Annotated in this window: 17 protein-coding genes; 4 read left to right on the top strand and 13 right to left on the bottom strand. The window is 46.3% G+C overall.

Going from position 1 to position 19,210, the window contains the following annotated elements:
* Window positions 1-96: 96 nt before the first annotated feature.
* Together PAEAM_RS29670 and PAEAM_RS29675 are read left to right on the top strand one after the other, a co-directional pair.
* Window positions 97-1,263, top strand: coding sequence for an ROK family transcriptional regulator (locus PAEAM_RS29670; protein WP_100529831.1), 1,167 nt, complete (start codon window positions 97-99; stop codon window positions 1,261-1,263).
* 147 nt (window positions 1,264-1,410) lie between these two features.
* Window positions 1,411-1,608 carry a hypothetical protein gene (locus PAEAM_RS29675; RefSeq protein WP_017692236.1) on the top strand — a complete coding sequence of 66 codons (198 nt, stop codon included), beginning with the start codon at window positions 1,411-1,413 and terminating at the stop codon, window positions 1,606-1,608.
* Window positions 1,609-2,630: 1,022 nt separating this feature from the next.
* Here the strand turns inward: PAEAM_RS29675 and PAEAM_RS29685 are convergent.
* Together PAEAM_RS29685 and trxB are read right to left on the bottom strand one after the other, a co-directional pair.
* Window positions 2,631-2,861 (bottom strand): glutaredoxin family protein, encoded by a 231-nt coding sequence (locus PAEAM_RS29685; protein WP_036668031.1) that lies wholly within the window; start codon window positions 2,859-2,861, stop codon window positions 2,631-2,633.
* Window positions 2,862-2,923: 62 nt separating this feature from the next.
* On the bottom strand, window positions 2,924-3,865 hold the full coding sequence (trxB, locus tag PAEAM_RS29690; protein ID WP_036606934.1) for a thioredoxin-disulfide reductase: 942 nt from the start codon (window positions 3,863-3,865) through the stop codon (window positions 2,924-2,926).
* Window positions 3,866-4,121: 256 nt separating this feature from the next.
* Here trxB and PAEAM_RS29695 point away from each other — a divergent pair, with 256 nt between their 5' ends.
* Window positions 4,122-4,853 carry a ZIP family metal transporter gene (locus tag PAEAM_RS29695; protein ID WP_036606933.1) on the top strand — a complete coding sequence of 244 codons (732 nt, stop codon included), beginning with the start codon at window positions 4,122-4,124 and terminating at the stop codon, window positions 4,851-4,853.
* A 122-nt stretch (window positions 4,854-4,975) separates the two neighbouring features.
* Here the strand turns inward: PAEAM_RS29695 and PAEAM_RS29700 are convergent, their stop codons facing one another.
* The 7 genes from PAEAM_RS29700 to kduI form a co-directional block, all read right to left on the bottom strand.
* Window positions 4,976-5,785, bottom strand: coding sequence for an alpha/beta fold hydrolase (locus PAEAM_RS29700; RefSeq protein ID WP_100529833.1), 810 nt, complete (start codon window positions 5,783-5,785; stop codon window positions 4,976-4,978).
* A 131-nt stretch (window positions 5,786-5,916) separates the two neighbouring features.
* The gene (locus tag PAEAM_RS29705; protein ID WP_100529834.1) at window positions 5,917-7,932 is read right to left on the bottom strand and encodes a heavy metal translocating P-type ATPase; all 2,016 of its coding nucleotides are present in this window, start codon (window positions 7,930-7,932) and stop codon (window positions 5,917-5,919) included.
* A 422-nt stretch (window positions 7,933-8,354) separates the two neighbouring features.
* Window positions 8,355-9,662, bottom strand: a complete 1,308-nt coding sequence (locus tag PAEAM_RS29715) for a homocysteine synthase (protein ID WP_036606925.1) — start codon at window positions 9,660-9,662, stop codon at window positions 8,355-8,357.
* Between the two features lie 238 nt (window positions 9,663-9,900).
* Complete coding sequence (locus PAEAM_RS29720; RefSeq protein WP_100529836.1) at window positions 9,901-10,746, bottom strand: sugar phosphate isomerase/epimerase family protein; 846 nt, start codon at window positions 10,744-10,746, stop codon at window positions 9,901-9,903.
* Between the two features lie 37 nt (window positions 10,747-10,783).
* Complete coding sequence (kduD, locus tag PAEAM_RS29725; RefSeq protein ID WP_036606921.1) at window positions 10,784-11,536, bottom strand: 2-dehydro-3-deoxy-D-gluconate 5-dehydrogenase KduD; 753 nt, start codon at window positions 11,534-11,536, stop codon at window positions 10,784-10,786.
* Window positions 11,537-11,613: 77 nt separating this feature from the next.
* Entirely contained in the window at window positions 11,614-12,372 is a 759-nt protein-coding gene (locus PAEAM_RS29730) for a DeoR/GlpR family DNA-binding transcription regulator (protein ID WP_165790110.1), read from the bottom strand.
* A gap of 87 nt (window positions 12,373-12,459) precedes the next feature.
* Complete coding sequence (gene kduI, locus PAEAM_RS29735) at window positions 12,460-13,299, bottom strand: 5-dehydro-4-deoxy-D-glucuronate isomerase (protein WP_036668043.1); 840 nt, start codon at window positions 13,297-13,299, stop codon at window positions 12,460-12,462.
* 196 nt (window positions 13,300-13,495) lie between these two features.
* Between kduI and PAEAM_RS29740 the strand changes: the two genes are divergently transcribed.
* A complete protein-coding gene (locus PAEAM_RS29740) occupies window positions 13,496-14,389 on the top strand; it encodes a MaoC family dehydratase (RefSeq protein WP_165790101.1) in 894 nt (297 codons plus the stop codon).
* On the opposite strand, the gene PAEAM_RS29745 is transcribed toward PAEAM_RS29740, so the two are convergent.
* The 4 genes from PAEAM_RS29745 to PAEAM_RS29760 are packed head-to-tail and all read right to left on the bottom strand — an operon-like array spanning window position 14,386 to window position 19,198.
* Window positions 14,386-15,558: an acyl-CoA dehydrogenase family protein gene (locus PAEAM_RS29745; protein ID WP_100529839.1), complete on the bottom strand. Its 1,173-nt coding sequence runs from the start codon at window positions 15,556-15,558 to the stop codon at window positions 14,386-14,388. The genes PAEAM_RS29740 and PAEAM_RS29745 overlap by 4 nt on opposite strands.
* Window positions 15,559-15,612: 54 nt before the next feature.
* Window positions 15,613-16,749 carry a glycosyltransferase family 2 protein gene (locus PAEAM_RS29750; protein WP_165790102.1) on the bottom strand — a complete coding sequence of 379 codons (1,137 nt, stop codon included), beginning with the start codon at window positions 16,747-16,749 and terminating at the stop codon, window positions 15,613-15,615.
* A complete protein-coding gene (locus tag PAEAM_RS29755) occupies window positions 16,739-17,971 on the bottom strand; it encodes a sugar efflux transporter (protein WP_100529841.1) in 1,233 nt (410 codons plus the stop codon). Before PAEAM_RS29755 ends, PAEAM_RS29750 begins: the two co-directional genes overlap by 11 nt.
* An 18-nt stretch (window positions 17,972-17,989) precedes the next feature.
* Entirely contained in the window at window positions 17,990-19,198 is a 1,209-nt protein-coding gene (locus PAEAM_RS29760; protein WP_036668050.1) for a glycosyltransferase, read from the bottom strand.
* Window positions 19,199-19,210: the final 12 nt, after the last annotated feature.

A 19,210-nucleotide genomic window follows, 5' to 3' on the forward strand; every position in this document is an offset into this window, starting at 1 on the left:
TTTTTTACACGGTTGTTTACGCTATAATAGTCGAATAACTTGTTTCGGATGTGGGTCAGAACCCTTTTATCAGAAGAATAGGAGTGCCTTAACCATATGAAAATTACCGGAGACCAGATGCTGGTCAAAAAAATAAACAAGTCGATCGTTCTGGATACGATCCGGCGCCATGCCCCTCTTTCTCGCGCACGAGTGTCCGAGGTTACGGGGCTGAACAAAGCAACGGTATCCAACCTGGTTGCTGATCTGATCAGTGATGACCTGGTGCAGGAGATCGGCCCTGGGGAATCCAGCGGCGGACGTAAACCACTCATGCTGCTGTTTCGAGGGACATCAGGCTATGCAGTCGGTCTGGAACTCAGTGTGACCCACTTGAAAGGCGTGCTTACAGATCTCGAAGGACACATCATTACAGAGTACGCAGTGACCTTGGAACATCATGACGTCTCCTCTGTACTGGAGCAATTGAAATTGGCAGCAAAAGAGCTCATTGAAGCAGCTCCTCCTTCCCCTCATGGAGTCATTGGTATTGGCATCGGGGTGCCCGGTATGGTGGATGAGGCAGGAACGGTCCTGTTTGCACCCAACCTGGGGTGGGAGAAGGTAGCTCTGCGCTCGATGCTTGAAGAAGAATTTCAACTGCCTGTAACGATCGATAATGAAGCCAACGCTGGTGCTCATGGTGAGCTGAATTTTGGTGCTGGTATCGGTGTCCGTCACATGATCTACATCAGTGCAGGTATGGGGATTGGTTCAGGCATCATGGTAGATGGTGAATTATACAAAGGCGCGTGGGGCTACGCAGGGGAAACAGGCCATATGTCCATTGAAGCGGAAGGTCTTCCCTGCTCCTGTGGTAATCGTGGTTGCTGGGAGTTATACGCATCGGAAAAAGCCTACGAACATCCGGATCATCAGCTAAAATTACCTGCTCATACCACACGCGAGCTTATTCATCATGCGGAGCAAGGCCACGAGGCTGTTCAAGAATTATACAACACGATTGGGCGCAAACTGGGGATTGGCATTACCAATATCGTTAACAGTTTCAACCCGGAACGTATTATCATTGGCGGTCCGCTCTCTGAAGCAGGTCCATGGATTGAAACAGCGTTAAAACAAGTTGTCGAGGAACGTACATTACCTTATCACCGCCGCAGTTTGCAGATTGAATGGGCAGCTCTGGGCAGCCGTTCCACCCGCGTTGGTGCCGCTTACTCTGCGATATCCCAGTTTTTAGGTAAAATTAGGGTGTCTGTCTAATAACAGATGAAAATTGACATCATTTCGCCCCATTTCCTCCCTTTTTGTTAAAGAAATCCAGATGTATAATGGGGTTATGTGATTTTTGTCATGGCTGTGTGAATCAAGCTGTGTTAATTCCGATAACGAAACGGAGTGAAAAAAAGCGTGACCTACGTGGATACTTCAGATATCTCGGCGCAAATGTTTGTCACCGTCCTCCTGTTCCTGATTGTGCTTGCGCCCCTGTTCAGCCTTGGCATACTCCGATTGTTCCAGAGCAAAAAGAAGGCTGGTTTCATGTACATGCTGTCAGGATTGCTGGTGTATGTTGTATTTCAGACTTTCATGAGTATTTTTTTCTAGATGTAATTATTTGTTTTCATGCAAAATCCCCTTTCGCAGTAATTCATGGGTACACGTTATCATGTACTCTGAATTACAGACGCAAGGGGATTTTTCTGCATATTTTTGCCCATTCTTAACATCGATGCTGAATTATGGACAACTCGAACTTTCTTTAAATCGTTCTTCAATCATATAAACGATATTCTGGATTGAGTACCTATATATTTAATACGTTTACGTTGTTTTGAGATCTGACCTCTGCAGAAGATAAGCAATGGAGTTTTTTGACTTACTCTTTAATCCTAGTTAAAGGAACAAAAGTAGTCAAACCAGTATGTTTTTTTTACTTTTTCAATGTAAAATGATTGTTGGTTGGAAATTAATATTGGATTTACCACTAGATTAGAGAGGAGCTTTAATATGCTTAAAAAGACATCTGGTTTCCTGTTTGATTTTATACTTTGTTCTATTCTTTATTTTATTGGTATAACCCTACTATGGGGTATAGAACTGCAAGTTTATCCTATGATGAGTGTTAATCCAAAAGATTATATTTTGATATTCTTTGTAATTAATTCTTTGATAACTTTTCTTATTCATTCTAGATTTTATAATTTTGGAGATTGGTATACCTCACGAAAACTAATGATCAAATCCCGAACTAATAAAAAAGTAATGTCAGTTATTATTATAATGGCCTTAATTCCAGTTGTTTTAACTAGTATGTGAGCATAATATCTCGTATACTCGCCTGTTCCCAGAAGCGAAAATGCTCCTCCTGATCTATAATCATACTGCTTGTTCACCTCAATTATGCTCTGCGACTTAAGAAAATGATATCGCACTTCTGTACATCGGACAATTGCGAATGAGGTTTGTGACCACATACCAATCTATCCGATTCACTCATAGAAAACGCACAAAAAACCGTACCCTTCCGGGTACGGTTCTTTCTATATCCTAACGGCTCGCGAAAACCGGAATTTCATATGAATCGAAAATTTCTTTCAACACATGATGATCCAGATGATCAGCCAGATTTAAGCGTCCAATGCTTTGGCAAATTGGGTTTTATTCATACCCAGAATGCGATGTTCACCAATTACAGTCAATGGCACAGCACGTACGCCCATGTCCCATACTTGTTGTGCAAATTCATCGCTAGTTTCGATGTTGCGCTCTTCATAAGAGATACCTTTGTCAGCCAGGAACGTTTTTACGGATTTGCAGTTCGGGCAGTTGGTAGATGTATATACAATTACGTTTTCCATGTTTAATTCACCTCATATGGTTTTATATTAATCTATAGTTTGTTTGGAATCAGCTCATTCTATTACAGAACAACTGCGCTGTGCTCCAAGCTCTCAATGTATTTCTCTGTGTCCATGGCAGCCATACATCCGCTACCTGCAGCTGTAATCGCTTGTTTGTAACGTGTATCCTGAACGTCACCACATGCAAATACGCCTGGGATGTTTGTCTCGGATGTACCTGGTGTAGTCAGGATATATCCATGTTCGTCCGTAGTGATCTGTCCGCCAAGGAAACCAGTGTTTGGTGTGTGACCGATCGCTACGAATACGCCACTTGCCGGAATCACTTCTTCTTCACCTGTTTCGTTGTTTAACACTTTCAGTCCGGTTACGCCGTTGTCGCCAGCAAGTACTTCGAGTGGTGTACGGTTCAAAGCCATTTCTACTTTTTCGTTGCTGCGTGCACGATCCTGCATGATTTTGGAGCCACGCAGTTCTTCACGACGGTGTACCAGTGTTACTTTGGAACCGAAACGGGACAAGAAGCTTGCTTCCTCAAGGGCAGAGTCGCCACCGCCGATGACGATGATTTCTTTGTTACGGAAGAAGAATCCATCACATGTTGCACATGTGCTGACACCGCGGCCTATATTCGTTTCTTCGCCAGGGATACCCAGGTATTTAGCAGTTGCGCCTGTGGACAGGATCAATGTTTCCGATACGAGTTCACCCATACCTTCAACTTGAATCTTGAATGGACGCTCGCTCATATCGATGTTGTTCACCCAGCCTGTGCGGAATTCAGCACCGAAGCGCTCAGCTTGTTTACGCATGTTGTCCATCAGTTCAGGACCCATAATACCATCAGGGAAACCTGGGAAGTTCTCCACTTCAGTCGTTGTTGTCAGTTGGCCACCAGGTTGTGGTCCTTCAATAACGAGTGGGTTCATGTTGGCACGTGCCAGATAGATTGCTGCTGTCAGCCCTGCAGGGCCTGTTCCAATAATAATTGATTTATACATGTATAGTTCCTCCCCCGGGTTCTGCAAAAAGGTTAGACCCTCCGGCATCAAAAGCTTAGGCTTTTGCATACACTAGAACGAAAAGCCCACATCATGTCCACAAGACCTGCCTGTGAAATGACAATGGCCCTATGCAGAAACGGAATTCTAATTTATAATCATTCTAATCTGTTGTTCATTATGATCTCTTTTATGTACGGTGTCAATGCTCGGCAGCGATTATGAAGAAGTCTTCATCAGGAGGGAAAATGGAAGCATGAACGATGCACTCATTGGCAGTTTTATATCAGCCATGTCTACCGGCCTAGGGGCCGTACCGATTCTATTTATGCGCAAAATATCACACCGTCTGCGTGATATCTTGCTGGCATACGCCGCAGGTATTATGACCTCGGCCTCGGTGTATAATCTCATTCCTGAAGCGCTTGGCCAATCGAACCTCTTTGTACTCGCATTTGGTATTATGCTTGGTAGCCTGGTGCTACTGGTGCTGGAGATGAAGATTCCACACGTCGATCTGGAGAATCCCGAGAAAATGCCTTTTAAAATTGAAACCAAAGCCTTCATGATTATTGCAGCCATCACCATGCATAACCTGCCAGAAGGGTTATCCGTTGGCGTTAGCTATGCAAGCTCGGATGAGAACCTGGGCAATCTCATTGCCTTTTCCATCGGATTGCAGAATGCGCCGGAAGGATTTCTGGTGGCCCTTTTCCTAGTAAACCAGAACATTGGCCGCTTCAAAGCGCTGGGTATTGCCACCCTGACCGGAGCGGTAGAGATTATTACAGCTATGATTGGTTACACATTAAGCAGTCTCGTAGCTGGTCTAGTCCCTTATGGTCTGGCCTTTGCAGCCGGTGCGATGATGTTCATTGTTTATAAGGAACTTATTCCCGAGAGTCACGGCGATGGCAATGCACGTGTGGCGACGATGTCCTTTTTGCTCGGGCTCATCACGATGATTGGTCTGACCGAACTATTCTAATTGAAGACTAAAGAACCCGGCGAACAGTCCAAGACTGTCGACCGGGTTCTTTGTTTAGCCACAAATGAAGATTCCATGAAATTAATGGGATCGTCTGTCAGAGGCATTATGCCCTCTCCTGATCAGGATTGGATGAAACGAATCAGTTCCGAATTGAATTTTTCCAATTCATCATAGAATGCACCATGACCACTCTCTTCAAAAGCAATCAGTTGAGACGAAGCGATGCCCTTGTGCATCTGCTCGGCGAACTCAAACGGACAGATCTCATCTTTTTTCCCGTGCAAAATGGCTGTTGGCACCTGAATGGAACTCAGGTCACCTCGCAAGTCCTCATCCCGCAACGCAATTGCACTGCGAATGGTACCATAAGATGAGGCTTCCATGCCGAGGGCGTGGAACCAATCCATGAATGGCTGACTGTGTTTCTTCGCGAAGAACATGCCGCCAAACGTCTCCAGCAACTTCGGACGATCTGCAAAGATTGGCTCAATGATCTGCTCGTTCAGCTGCTCTGGAGTCAATCCATACGGATAACCTTCACGCTGTGTGAACACAGGTGCTGCCGCAGATAACAAGGCCAGCTTGGAGACGCCATGTCCCTTATGGCGAGCCATGTAATGTACTGCGATCGCTCCACCCATGGAGAATCCTGCGAGTACCGCGTCTTTCAGCTCCAGATCATCTATAACGACACGAACATCGTCTGCCATACGATCATAATCATATCCTGTGGAAGGCTTATCCGATAAGCCATATCCTCTAAAATCTATCGCAATGGCACGAATGCCATGGTTCGGCAGTACGTTCAATTGGTATTCAAACATTTTATAATTAACAGGCCAGCCGTGCAAAAAGACAACCGGGGTTCCTTCGCCAATATCTTCAACATATACTTTTACATTTGGTTCCACTTGTACATAACGTCCCATATTCACAGCTCCCTTAGTATCGAATCGTCTCTTCGAATCATTACCCGCTGACCCAAGGTTCAAACGTAAGCTGTTCAACCAGCCGCATACTACCAGCGAAACCAATTAGCCATTTTCCTCTCCAAATCTGATTACCGTAGCAGCCTGAGCCCATTCAGAATAACCAGAATTGTACTGCCTTCATGACCTACCACACCCAGAGGCAATGCAACGTCTTGGAGGAAGTTACCAACAATTAAAGCCAGAATAACGGTGATGGCAAAAAACATATTCTGCTTCACCGTGCGCTGTGCTCGACGAGCCTGCCCAATCACCCAAGCGATCTCTTCAATGTTATCGTTCATAAGTACCGCATCAGCGACCTCCAGTGCAGTCCCGCTGCCGGACAATCCCATCCCCATACCCACAGTAGCTGCTGCAAGTGCCGGTGCATCATTGACACCATCCCCTACCATCAGCACAGGACCATACTGTTTGCGGAGTGCTTGTACCTGCTTCACCTTATCTCCAGGCAGCAAGTCTGCATAGACCATGCTTACTCCAGTTTCACGCGCAATTACAGAAGCTGATCTGGCTCGATCTCCTGTTAACATGGCAACTTTTACACCCATCGCTTCAAGCTTTTTCACTGCAGCTGCTGCCTGTGGCCGTACCGTGTCCCGCATCGCGATCAGCCCGACTAATTCACCATCAGCCATAACAGCGGATACGGTTTTTCCCTCCCCTTCAAGACGAGAGTATACATCACCCCACTCAGAAGATACTTTCACAGGGTTAACATCATGTTCATCTGAATCATCAACGTTAGCGTCCTTTATCTTCTCTAACTGCAACGATTCCATTACATTTGTTTTGCCAATGCTCCAGACCACATCGTTTACCGTTCCTTCGATGCCCCAGCCTGTTAGAGCCTGTACGTGCTCTGCTTCCTGAAGTGTAATGTTTTCCTTGTTCGCCTGATCTACGATGGCACGAGCCAAGGGGTGCATGGAGAGGTTCTCAATCGCCGCTACCGCAGCTAACAGCTGGGTACGATCTACATGTTCAGCCGTAATAATATCGGTGACTTGCGGGGTGCCCATGGTCAATGTACCTGTTTTGTCAAAAGCCACGACCCGCGTGCGAGCCATATTCTCCATATGGGCACCACCCTTGAAGAGAATGCCACGGCGCGCACTGCTGGACATCGCGGACAACATGACAGGCATGATGGCAGACACCAATGCACAAGGTGAAGCAACAACCAGAAACACCATGGCTTTATAAAATGCCTCATTCCATGTCCAGCCAAACAGTAGTGGAGTTCCTGCAATGACAAGTAAGGTCACCATTACAACAATACGTGCGTAAATTCCTTCAAACCGCTCCATGAAACGCTGGGAATCCGGCACTTCTGCCTGCGCTTCTTCCACCATTTTAATGATTTTACCAAACAGTGACCCTTCAGCCGATTTTGTAACTTCTACGTATAAAGCACCCTCCCCGTTTACCGTACCTGCATAGACTTCATCCCCCGCAACTTTGTCCACAGGCAGGGATTCTCCGGTGATGGACGACTGATTGATAAAAGAACTCCCACGGTACACGACACCATCTGCTGGGATGAGTTCTCCCGGTTTGACCAATAGCAGATCACCAGGTTGCAGATCATCAATAGCCACGAGGTTCATCTGTCCATCCTCAATACGCAGTGCAGTCTCTGGCTTCAGCGCCAGTAAAGATGAGATATCCTTATGACTGCGCTCTGTCGCATAACTTTCCAACGCACCACTGAGTGCAAAAATAAAGATCAGCATCGCACCTTCATTCCAGTAACCGATGGCTGCTGCCCCGAGGGATGCTGCAATCATCAGCAGGTTTACATCCAGATCACGTTCCTTGACCAGTGTCTCGATGCCTTCCTTCGCTTTGGTCCAACCGCCAACGGCATACGCCACAATGTAGAGCATGATGGATAAGGTACCAAAATAAGGTGCAGTTCCCCAGGCAATCAGCATCAACAGCCCGCTGCCCAATGCAGATTGCATCTCTTTATTCTGCAACATGGCTCGGAAATCAGGCTTCTTGCTCCCATTGGAGCCGGGTGTTTGGGATGAGCGCTGTCCCGCTTGTTTCTGTCTGTGTAGTGGTTGATGTATCGCTTGCATATGAATCACGTTCCTTTCGAATGGTAGGTTTGCGGATGAAGAGTCTGCTAAATTCCGCTCCCAAAAATGAAGTTGTATTGAGAATGAGAGCCATTGTTAATGCCCTAAAAATGACACATGCTGCTGCGGGAATCCCGCAGCAGCATGGTTTTGTGAATGATTTTGACATAATCTCGAATGAGAATGATATTCATTTTTGCACTTATGCAATTGTGTTTACTCAATACAACTTTTAATCAGTATATGCCTGCGATCCACATTTGTAAATGGGCTTTTTTCGATGGATAGTCATACATGCGTGTTCAAAAAGACAAAAAGCCGCTGTCCCGGAGGACAACGGCTTTAACCATCTATTGATACTCATATGACCTGTTTATGGCATATCACTTAAGTGATTGTTTACACATCCACCCAAATGCCATTTACGCGCCTACACTTGCTCCCTGACTTGCTTTGATGGCTTGCTCCAGATCATAGATAATGTCTTGAATGTTCTCCGTACCCACAGACAGACGAATCAACTCCGGATTAACCCCTGCTGCGGTTTGTTCATCTTCGGTCAACTGCGCGTGAGTTGTACTTGCCGGGTGAATAATCAGTGACTTGGAATCGCCCACGTTTGCAAGGTGAGAGAACAGTTTGACACTTTCAATCAATTTGCGGCCTGCATCCGCACCACCTTTGATTCCAAAGGTTAGAATCGCACCCTGCCCTCTTGGCAGATACTTCTGTGCAAGCTCATAAGAACCGTGGCTCGGTAGACCTGCATAACTTACCCAAGACACATCCTCATGTTTCTCAAGGAATTCTGCAACCGCAAGGGCGTTGCTACTATGACGCTCTACGCGCAGATGTAATGTCTCGAGTCCTTGCAGCAACAACCAGGAGTTGAATGGAGAGATCGTTGCACCCAAGTCACGCAGAAGTTGTACACGAGCTTTGATAATATAAGCAATCGGTCCAACCGCTTCCGTATATACAACACCGTTATAACTGGAGTCCGGCTCCGTCAATCCAGGGAACTTGCCACTTGCTTTCCAGTCAAATTTCCCGCTATCCACGATAACGCCACCAATGGATGTACCATGACCCCCAATAAATTTCGTTGCAGAGTGAACGACAATATCTGCGCCATGTTCGATTGGACGAAGCAGATACGGACTTGGGAATGTGTTATCCACGATCAAAGGAATTCCATGTTCATGGGCGATGGCTGCCACCGCTTCAATATCCAGTACATTCCCCTTTGGATTACCGATCGTTTCGGCATACAATGCTTTCGTTTTCTCTGTAATCGCTGCCCGGAAATTCTCAGGATCACTGGAATCCACAAATTTTACGTCCAGACCCAGTTTCGGCAAAGTCGTCGAGAACAGATTGTATGTACCTCCATACAAACTCGCCGAAGATACGATCTCATCACCTGCACCAGCAATATTCAGAAGTGAAAACGTAATCGCTGCCTGACCAGAAGCTGTAGCCAGCGCTCCAGCTCCGCCTTCCAACGCCGCAATCCGTTGCTCAAACACGTCGGTTGTTGGATTCATCAGACGGGTATAAATGTTGCCAAACTCTTTCAAACCAAACAAGTTAGCTGCATGCTCGGTGTCCTTGAATCCATAGGATGTTGTCTGATACAAGGGCACAGCTCGTGCGTTGGTGGTTGGATCAATCTCCTGGCCTGCATGAATTGCCAATGTTTCAAATGAAAGCTCACGTTCGTTTGACATAAATCTGAATCCTCCCTCAATGTATACGTTCTTTAAGTTCCTGATGTCTTCGCATGGTGGCGTATGTTTTCCATATTCTCTCACAAGATGTCGCATTTGAAAAGAATTATTTCCGATTTTTCCGATAAGAAATATTAAATATGTATATTATCAATTTCTGTACCAAAAAAACCTTTGCACTCGCAAAGGTTTTTCAGCTACTTTGGCTCCGGTATGCAATACCTCATCCTGGGTTTGGTTAGACCCGAACTGCACTCCATACTTCACGCAAATGTTTGGCCGCAGGTACAGCTTCCTCCGCAGTTACGCCTTCAAGTGAAATATCGATATGTGGCTTATACGTTTTTAACAATTCAAAAAATAACGGGTAATCCAGTATCCCTGCCCCAGGTACCGGATTGTACTTCTCTCCCTGTGCATCAAAGGCTACATCTTTGGCATGGATCACAATCATGCGCTGATACAGCGATTCCATCACCTCGCGCAAGAAAGCCCCTTGATCTGTTGCATGTGGTTGTTTGATCAGATTACACGGATCGAACAGCATCCCCAGATTCGATGAAGGAATCTCTTCAAACAAACGTGTCATATGTTCATGGGTATGAAGAGTATGTGTGGACACAGGCTCAATCGCCGCATGCACGCCCCATTTCTCCGCTTCCTCAGCCAACTCCTCAACCGTTTCTTTCAGCACACTCCACGCCTTCTCTTCATATCCATCCGGATGTGTATCCTGATAAGTGTCCAAGCCCCCGGTCTCCGTTGCAACCATGCTGCAACCAAAATCCCGGGCATAACGCAGATGCTCCTTGAATCGATCAATGTCCGCACGTCGTCTTACCGGATCAGGGTCAATCGGATTAATATAACAGCCCAGTACCGCAATCTTCACCCCGCGCTGTGCAAATTGATCTCCGATCTCATTCGCTAGCCCTGGGCTCAGCTTGCCATTCGATGAGTCCACATCTGATAATGCTTTGGCCAGCGCCAGCTGTACGGAATTAAATCCGTTATCCGCAATCGTCTGCGCAAGCTGTGCTGTAGGCTGTTTGCCAAATGTATGCGCCAGAATACCAAGTTTCATCTCACTGCCTCCTTATGCTAATCCGATTATCAAGTGATTAACGTGCCATCCAGCCGCCATCGACATTCAGCACATGACCATTCAGATAATCCGAAGCGGCAGATGCCAGAAAGACAACCGGGCCTTTCAGATCTTCAGGTGTTCCCCAACGCCCAGCAGGAATACGGGCTGTAATATCCCGGTAACGATTCTCGTCCGCACGGATCTGGGTAGTATTATCGGTTTCCATATAACCAGGTGCGATACCGTTAATCTGGATTCCTTTACCTGCCCATTCATTGGCGAGTGCTTTGGTTAATCCGGCAACGCCATGTTTACTGGCTGTATATCCTGGCACATTGATCCCACCTTGATAGGACAACATGGATGCAATATTAATGATTTTGCCACTTCCGCGTTCAATCATATGTCTGCCTGCCAATTGGCTTAGGAAAAATACAGTGTTCAGGTTCAGACCAATTACATCATGCCAGTCCTGCACTGCATGATCAGCCGCAGGTGTGCGACGAATGATTCCGGCATTGTTGACGAGAATGTCAATTCTGCCCTGGAACGCAAGCGCCTGTTCAAACACAGCCGACAACTCATCTTCACGACTTAAATCCGCTTCAATCACATAAGCTTTGCGTCCGAGTGCTTCAATGGCACTTGCCGTTGCCGCAGGCTTGGAATAAGAGACTAGCACCACATCAGCACCTGCTTCTGCCAAACCAATGGCCATCCCTTGTCCAAGTCCTCCCGAGGTACCTGTCACCAGTGCAACTTGTCCGCTTAAATCAAATGGGTTCATGAATGATTCCTCCGCATGGTTTTGATATGCAATCCTTAGATCCGTCCGTTCTTTAATGCCATGAATAATGAATGAGGTTAACTTTGATAATCCACTGTGACACCGCTCTGCTCGTATAAGGCAGCCGTCTCTTCATCCAAACGACTATCGCTGATAATATAGTCCAGTTCCGAACACTGGGCGAAAGTTCGCAGTGCAAATTGTCCGAATTTATAATGATCCACAACGCCGTATACTTGCTGCGAGGCAGATATCATTGCTTTTTTCAAAGGAACCAGATCTCCCGTGTATATGGATAATCCAAATTCCGGATGAAGGGCTGTCGTAGATATAAAGGCTTTATGAATGTTAAGACTGGATATAAACGTAGCCGTATCATCCCCAACCAGCATATTCCGTACACGAGCCCCGCCAGGCACAACCAGTCGCACTTGCTCCTTTTTGGTCAACTCCGCAATAATGAACAGGTCATTGGTCACCACCGTCAGCGGTTGATTATCGAGACGTTTGGCCATCTCCAGCGTAGTGCTGCCACCATCGAGAGCAACGATATCTCCAGGTCGAATGTAAGCAAGGGCACGTTCAGCAATCTCCGTCTTCTCCGAATGATGCTTCTCGGTAACTCCGCGGCTATTCAAGATGCCATACTGGTCATTCTGAGCCAGCATAGCACCACCATGGACACGTACGAGCAGTCCCATACTCTCCAACTTGTCGAGATCCTCTCGCACAGTCTTCCCCGTCACCTGCAACAACTCACTCAGATCACTGACGGTTACTTCCTGGCGTTCCAGCAGAGCCTCCATAATTTTTTCATGTCTTTTCAATGGATTCATCATAATCAACTTCCTATACCACCTGAGTCAAATGAGTGAGTGTTCTAGTGTCTACCCTGTCAATTTAACTCAGACATCTGTAATTTATTATTTCAGGTCTTTCATCGCTACGCCGTCCATATCTTCGAACGTCTGGTTCTCACCAGCCATCGCCCAACAGAAGGTGTAATTGCTTGTACCCACACCACTGTGAATAGACCAGCTTGGGGAAATGATCGCCTGGCGATCACGTACAACCAGATGACGTGTTTCGTTTGGCTCACCCATCATATGGAATACAACACCGTCTTCAGGCAAGTTCCAGTACAAGTATACTTCGGAACGGCGGTTATGGGTATGTGCAGGCATCGTGTTCCACATGTTACCCTTGTTGAGTTCGGTAATGCCCATCACCAACTGACAACTCTGAATTCCGCCTTCTCCTTGGTGAATGTAACGATAGATCGTACGCTCATTGGATGTTTCGATGCTGCCCAGATGATTTGGCTGAGCTTGTTCTTGCGTTGCTTTAACTGTTGGATAGGTGTGATGAGCCGGTGTGGATACAAAATAGAATTGGGCAGGTTGAGCCTTGTCACTGCTTGTGAACACAACTTCCTTCACACCTCTACCGATGTAGAGACATTCCTTCGCTCCAATCTCATAACCTTGTCCGTCCGCTGTCACTGTTCCGTGACCACCGACATTAATGATACCGATTTCACGACGCTCCAGGAAAAAGTTCGTTCCGATATCTTTCAGGTTCACTTCAAGGGTAATGTCCTTGCTCTCAGGTACAGCCGTTCCCACAATATAACGATCCACATGAGAATACACCGTTACCAATTCATCGGTTGCAAACAGTTGCTCCATCAAAAATTCCTCACGCAGGCGAGATGTATCATACGTTTTCACTTCATTGGGATGTGCAGCATAACGATTTTCCATTATTAATCCATTCCTTTCGTCATTTAAATTAGTTGGGATTGAGTTTGATAATGTTCATATAAGTTCATTTTAGTTCATTATGTATCTTTTGTGTACCTTTATTTTCGAAAAAGTAATTTATGTGATAAAACATTTATGATTCTAACTGCCTTCGATATAATACAAGACATGGTCAGTCAAAGGAGAGATGCAAGTTATGGATTACCAATCATGGATCGGAGTACCTACTCCTCCCAAGAAAATGGTTATTACCACAGATCAGATTGTCCAGTTCACACAAGGCTTTCCAGAAGAATTTCGTCCCGACGCAAGATCCATTCCTCTCACCTTTCCGATGATATGGTGGCAACAGACACACTTACCCTGGATGGAGCTTCCTGGGAAAATTATGATCCATGGCCAACAATCGTTTACATACGAACGTAAATTGAAGTATGATGCAGCTTTATTTTACAGGATTGAACTTGCAAACGTACGCGAAACAACTGGATCTTTGGGGAAGATCCAGCTCCTTGATTGTACAATGAAGGTTACGAACGTCATGAAACAACCCTTACTCGTTGCTAACACCACATTAATACTTATAGACTCTCCAGCGTTGCAGCCTTCGTACTCCGAACTCGAGCCTGTGTATCCGCAATATCCCTCGGAGATTTATTATCAATGGGATGGGAAACACCGTCTCTCATCTGGTGAACTCCTGTTCGACGCTTGTCTTGGAACCATAACCAGTTCTATGCTCATCGCCTATGCAGCCGCATCGAGCGATAACAACCCAATTCATCTGGATGTTCTCAAAGCACATGAAGCAGGTGCACCTCGCCGAATTGCACAAGGTATGCTTATCGGTGGCATGATTGGAAACCGACTACAAATGCTGGGGTTGGATAACTGGATTCTATGCGATATAAAATACCGATTTCGCTCACCCGTGATGGAAGGGGACGTCGTCCGTGTCCTCGTGAGTGTCATCAACACGGATAACCTCTCCCATCTGGCATGCAGTATCACAGTCTATATTGAACATCGAGCGGGTGTTCCTTCTAACTTGCTAGCCTATGAAGGATCCGTTCGTTACACGGCCCGTTAATCCCACTCTCCAATTCGGACATGACCCTTAAGCAGATTGCGGGAAATAATCATGCGTTGAATCTCGTCTGTGCCCTCGAAGATTCTCCATACTCGCATTTCCCGATACCAACGCTCGATCGGCAAGTCCTTCGAATATCCGATTCCACCAAAAATCTGAAGGACCCGATCCACAATATCGTTTGCTCTACCTGCACCGTACAACTTGGACATCGTTGCATGATGTCTTGCATCCAGCCCCTGATCCACCCTCCAAGCAGTATATAATACCAGCCATTTCAGAGCCTCCAGCTCAACCGCAGAGTCGGCAATCATCCATTGGATGCTCTGCCGACTTGCCAACTGCTCTCCAAATGTCGACCTTTCTTTAACGTAATCAATGGCCATATGGATCAGCCTGCCAGATGCACCCACAGCAATAGCCGGAATCACCCAACGCCCTCGACTGATCCACTGCATCGCTGTTGTTAACCCCTGCCCCTCTTCACCGAGCACATTTCCGTTTGGCACGAACACTTGGTTAAACGTAAGTACAGAAGGACTTTTATCCCCACCCATCGTAGGAATCGGCTCTGACGTCCACCCCATGTCCCGGTCCACCAGAAAGCAAGTGATCCCTTTGCCCGGCTCTGCCTGGACATCAGTCATTGCAAAAACAATTGCAAAATCCGCCTCGTTTCCGTTTGTGATAAATACTTTCTCTCCATTGAGTACCCAACCATCCGCTACACGCTCAGCACTCATCTGAATTCGACTTGCATCGGAACCTGCCGAACGCTCCGTTATTGCAAAACAGGACTGTCTCTCGCCCGCAATAACGGGAAGCAAATACTTGTTCTGTTGTGTCTTGCTGTTGCAAAGGTACAGAATATTGTCCGCTTCCCCCCCGAAGACAAACGGAATACATGTGCGTCCTAGCTCCATTTTCAGGAGTGCACTAGTGACCGTCCCAAGATTTGCTCCCCCATACTCTTCTGGTGTCTCAATACCCCATAGGCCCTGTGTTTTCGCCTTTTGTTGAAGCTCTCTAATCTGTCTAAGTTCGATTCCGGGTCTTCCCTCACGCTCGTTACGCAATAATTCAGGTTCCAACGGAATCAGTAGCTCGTCCACAAAATGGCGTGCGGCGGATTGAATCTGCTTCTGTTGCTCTGTCAATTCAAAATTCATGTCAACCTCCCGTATAAAATGTCATCATTTGGGGCCAGAACAGCTGATCCATAATCACTTGAAAATTTCATGTTTCACAATTCCCCTGACTGCATACTGATGGTACAAGTCAATTAACTGATCTTCCGAAGGATGCTTGTAATACAAAACATCAAATTTCTCGTTAATACATTGGCACAAGATATCCAGGTCCGATGATGGTGTCTTATCTATAACCAACACTTCTCTATGGGCAGCTTCTGCCGAAATGGTCTGGATCAGTTCTGGGCCCTCGGCATAGACAACAATGATGCTGACAGGTAATCGATCCCCCTCGTAACCCTGATGTGCTCTTACAACCTTCTCAAAGCGAATATAACAATCCCACCATGATTTTCTAATCTCTGGGTCAAAAAATTCCTTTAAGATGTTTTGCGCCTGTACTTCAAACATCGGATGACATTCGAGGAAATAATCCAGATTTGTTTTCCAACCATCATAACGATTCTCATCAAACTCGGAAGGGTGAAAGATATGGAAGGTTAACGCTTTTTTGTTCAATACGAACGTTCCTCCAGCCTGTTGCAGACGATAGCCAAGCTCACTGTCTTCCAACCCCCATCCCTTGAACCCTTCGTCAAACATACCCGATCGGATCAGTACTTCTCTGTTTACCGAGAAATTGCAGCTGAAAGACAGATGCCACGCTGTACGGAATACGCTTCCATTTTCCGAAAAACGTTCCATGAGCTGAAATCGTTCATCTGCTTCTGATGATGTAATAGCAGCATGCACCCATCCCGGATTTAACGACGTTATATCGATGCTCTCTTCACCCAAATATCTTCGAAACCCTATGACAAGTTTCCCCTCGGCTAGCTTGTGCACTCTCAAATGCTCATAGATAAAGTCCGGTCCGGCGAGTTGATCTCCGTCAAGGAACACGATCACATCTCCATTCGAGATAGTAATCCCCTTGTTTCGTGCCGCTGCCCGACTTGATTGCTCCGTAGAAGGAATGTAATTATATCGTATAGGAAAATCATACGTAAGCCTGCCGATCATCTCGCCCGTGCCGTCTATAGACCCGTTATCGATAACTACAACTTCGTATTGATCGCCTTCACACAAACGCTGTCTCGATAAGGAAGACAAACAGGCCTGAATCACTTCTTTCTGATTATGCGATAGAATAATTACACTAGCTTTCATACGTATCTCCTCCCACATGCCGGACTACCTTTTTATTTGCGTTTGGCACCAATAATAGTACAAATCCCAGGAAGGCAAGTGCTGCCGAACAGGCAATCACTATTTTAAAACCAAAATAATTTCCGACTGCTCCGGCTAGTAATCCACCACCCATGGAACCAATGATGTTTGCATTGTTGTACAACGTTGTGGCCGTACCTGTCATTTTAGGAACCAAATCCTGAAAAAAAGTCATTCCAACTCCAAGTACAATCGCGATAAAAATGGCACTGAATATCTGGATAGCAATGATCTGCCATCCCGATTGGGTAAACCAAAATAGTGAAAAATAGGCGACTCCAAACAATCCCGCGCATTTCATAACTGTGATACTACCAAACCTTTTGGCCAGTATTCCCAAAATGATCATGGTGGGAACCTGCAAGGCTGCGTTAACTCCCGAGATCATGCCAACGTCCAACTTCCCGCCTTGCAACTCTTGCGTAACATATAAAGGAGTTACAATGCCCCCCATCGTATTAGCCAACTCAAATGCCATGAAAGCAAGTAATGAAAATACAATCTGCGGTGCCATCAGCAGGCGCTTGAAGCTACGTACTGAGTCAGATGATAATTCCGTTCCGCCCCCCGGTTCCCGAATCTCGTCTGCTCGAATCATCAGTACAAATACGGCAACGAGCATGTACATCAACGAAACAACCAGAAACAGGCCTGTGTACGAGAACTGGTAGATTATAAAAGACGCCATTACAGGACCAAGAATCCAGGCCAGAGACACCAGAGCTCGCAATACAGCCATAACAACGGTGACATCTTCACTCGCCTCCCTCTCGACTACTTCTCTCGCAAGAGCAAATAATTGCGGAAAGGCCGAGAATGACAAGGCCATGAAAGTACAGGAAACCAGCATTAACACAATGTAACTGTCCGTATTTGCATAGAATACATAGCCTACAGAAGCAGATACACATGATCCAACAATGATCCACTTGCGCACAGGCTTTTTATCGGACAATCGACTAAACAGCGTACTAATGATAATGCCGCTTAACGATCCACACGCCATAAAGATCCCTAATGATAAGGGGCTCATTCCAGCCCGTTCTACTCCGAATAATGGCATGAATGGTAGCGTTAATCCGTATCCCAAACCAATAAAAAAAATACATACGGATAATAAAAGTAAGGCCGGACTTCTCAGGACAACCAAAAGACTTTTCAATAGAACCTCGCCCCCTCTTTACAACAAACGACGAATGAGTTCAGCTGCACGCCCGGCTCCTCCGTACTGCGAAGTACAGACGTTTTCCTTCAGCGCCACAGCCTTATCCATGTCTCCATTAGTCATCATCGCGTTAACGGTCTCAGCTAGAGCGGATCCCGTAACCTCATCTGGGGACATTACTCTTCCACCGCCAACGTCCTGTAACTGCTTGGCGTTAAACTCACGTTCTGCCCAGGTCGGAATGACCAACGACGGCGTGCCTGTTAAGATCGTCGTCATGCAACTTCCATGTCCGCCATGGTGAATCATGACATCGCTATGCTCGGCTGCCATAACTCCCGATACATATGAGGTGAAGTGTACATTAGGGGGAACTTCCACGCTGTCCCCTTCCAATGGATTAAAACCAGTAGCAATCAAAAGCTCCGTCGAAGTGTTACCGAGTGCTCTAACGGCTTCCCTGAAAATATGACCACCACTCTCCACACCCCATTCCACGAGACGACTTGTGTACACAAATACACGTGGCCTCCTGTCGTTGTCTGATTTCTTCAACCAGTTCGCAGGCATTCCTGTCTCATTTGTATCTCTCCATACCACGGGACCGATATATTCAATTGGAACGGGCAGCTTCCCGATCTGTACCGGATCAAAATCCGGTATGCTCGGAAGAAGGGCAAGATTACCCGCCAGAAATGTGAGAAGGTTGTCCGTTTCAGGCAGACCATACTCAACCAACGCTCCGTTCAACACATTCGTGACATCTGGTATGTCTCCATATAATCCATAATTCGTTGTAAAAGGAAGACCACCTGGAAGTGTGCTGGACTGATTCATAGAAACGAGAGGAATGTCCAGCTTACAGGCAATGAACGCTGCGGGGACACTCGAATCGGAAATAACAAGGTCCGGTTTAAAACCGATGGTTACCCGCAGACGAGCTTCAAGCTCATTTCGCATGTAAACAGGGTCCGAGTAACCCATCATGGACAAAAAGTGATTCATATCCTTGAAGTTTGGGTGGAAAACCTGTCCCTTGGGAGCAGGAATAACTGGAATCGGAATATAGGTAAAACCCATCTGTTCCATCGCGACCCCGGCATTTCCCCAGATTGTGAACGCCACCTCATGTCCCATCTCTCGTAACTTTAGTGCTATGGGAAGACAACGATTCACTCTCCCCATCCCGGCCATCATCCCAATAAAAATGCGTTTTTTCTTCAACGAAATTTCCTC

The sequence above is a fragment of the Paenibacillus sp. GM1FR genome (assembly GCF_002803315.1).
In the GTDB taxonomy this organism is placed as follows: Bacteria; Bacillota; Bacilli; order Paenibacillales; family Paenibacillaceae; genus Paenibacillus; species Paenibacillus amylolyticus.

Excerpts from the sequence above, each read along its gene's own strand:
- PAEAM_RS29670 (WP_100529831.1), top strand. The coding sequence starts at position 97 with ATGAAAATTACCGGAGACCAGATGCTGGTCAAAAAAATAAACAAGTCG.
- PAEAM_RS29685 (WP_036668031.1), bottom strand. The coding sequence starts at position 2,861 with ATGGAAAACGTAATTGTATATACATCTACCAACTGCCCGAACTGCAAA.
- trxB (WP_036606934.1), bottom strand. The coding sequence starts at position 3,865 with ATGTATAAATCAATTATTATTGGAACAGGCCCTGCAGGGCTGACAGCA.
- PAEAM_RS29695 (WP_036606933.1), top strand. The coding sequence starts at position 4,122 with ATGAACGATGCACTCATTGGCAGTTTTATATCAGCCATGTCTACCGGC.
- PAEAM_RS29700 (WP_100529833.1), bottom strand. The coding sequence starts at position 5,785 with ATGGGACGTTATGTACAAGTGGAACCAAATGTAAAAGTATATGTTGAA.
- PAEAM_RS29705 (WP_100529834.1), bottom strand. The coding sequence starts at position 7,932 with ATGCAAGCGATACATCAACCACTACACAGACAGAAACAAGCGGGACAG.
- PAEAM_RS29715 (WP_036606925.1), bottom strand. The coding sequence starts at position 9,662 with ATGTCAAACGAACGTGAGCTTTCATTTGAAACATTGGCAATTCATGCA.
- PAEAM_RS29720 (WP_100529836.1), bottom strand. The coding sequence starts at position 10,746 with ATGAAACTTGGTATTCTGGCGCATACATTTGGCAAACAGCCTACAGCA.
- kduD (WP_036606921.1), bottom strand. The coding sequence starts at position 11,536 with ATGAACCCATTTGATTTAAGCGGACAAGTTGCACTGGTGACAGGTACC.
- PAEAM_RS29730 (WP_165790110.1), bottom strand. The coding sequence starts at position 12,372 with ATGAATCCATTGAAAAGACATGAAAAAATTATGGAGGCTCTGCTGGAA.
- kduI (WP_036668043.1), bottom strand. The coding sequence starts at position 13,299 with ATGGAAAATCGTTATGCTGCACATCCCAATGAAGTGAAAACGTATGAT.
- PAEAM_RS29740 (WP_165790101.1), top strand. The coding sequence starts at position 13,496 with ATGGATTACCAATCATGGATCGGAGTACCTACTCCTCCCAAGAAAATG.
- PAEAM_RS29745 (WP_100529839.1), bottom strand. The coding sequence starts at position 15,558 with ATGAATTTTGAATTGACAGAGCAACAGAAGCAGATTCAATCCGCCGCA.
- PAEAM_RS29750 (WP_165790102.1), bottom strand. The coding sequence starts at position 16,749 with ATGAAAGCTAGTGTAATTATTCTATCGCATAATCAGAAAGAAGTGATT.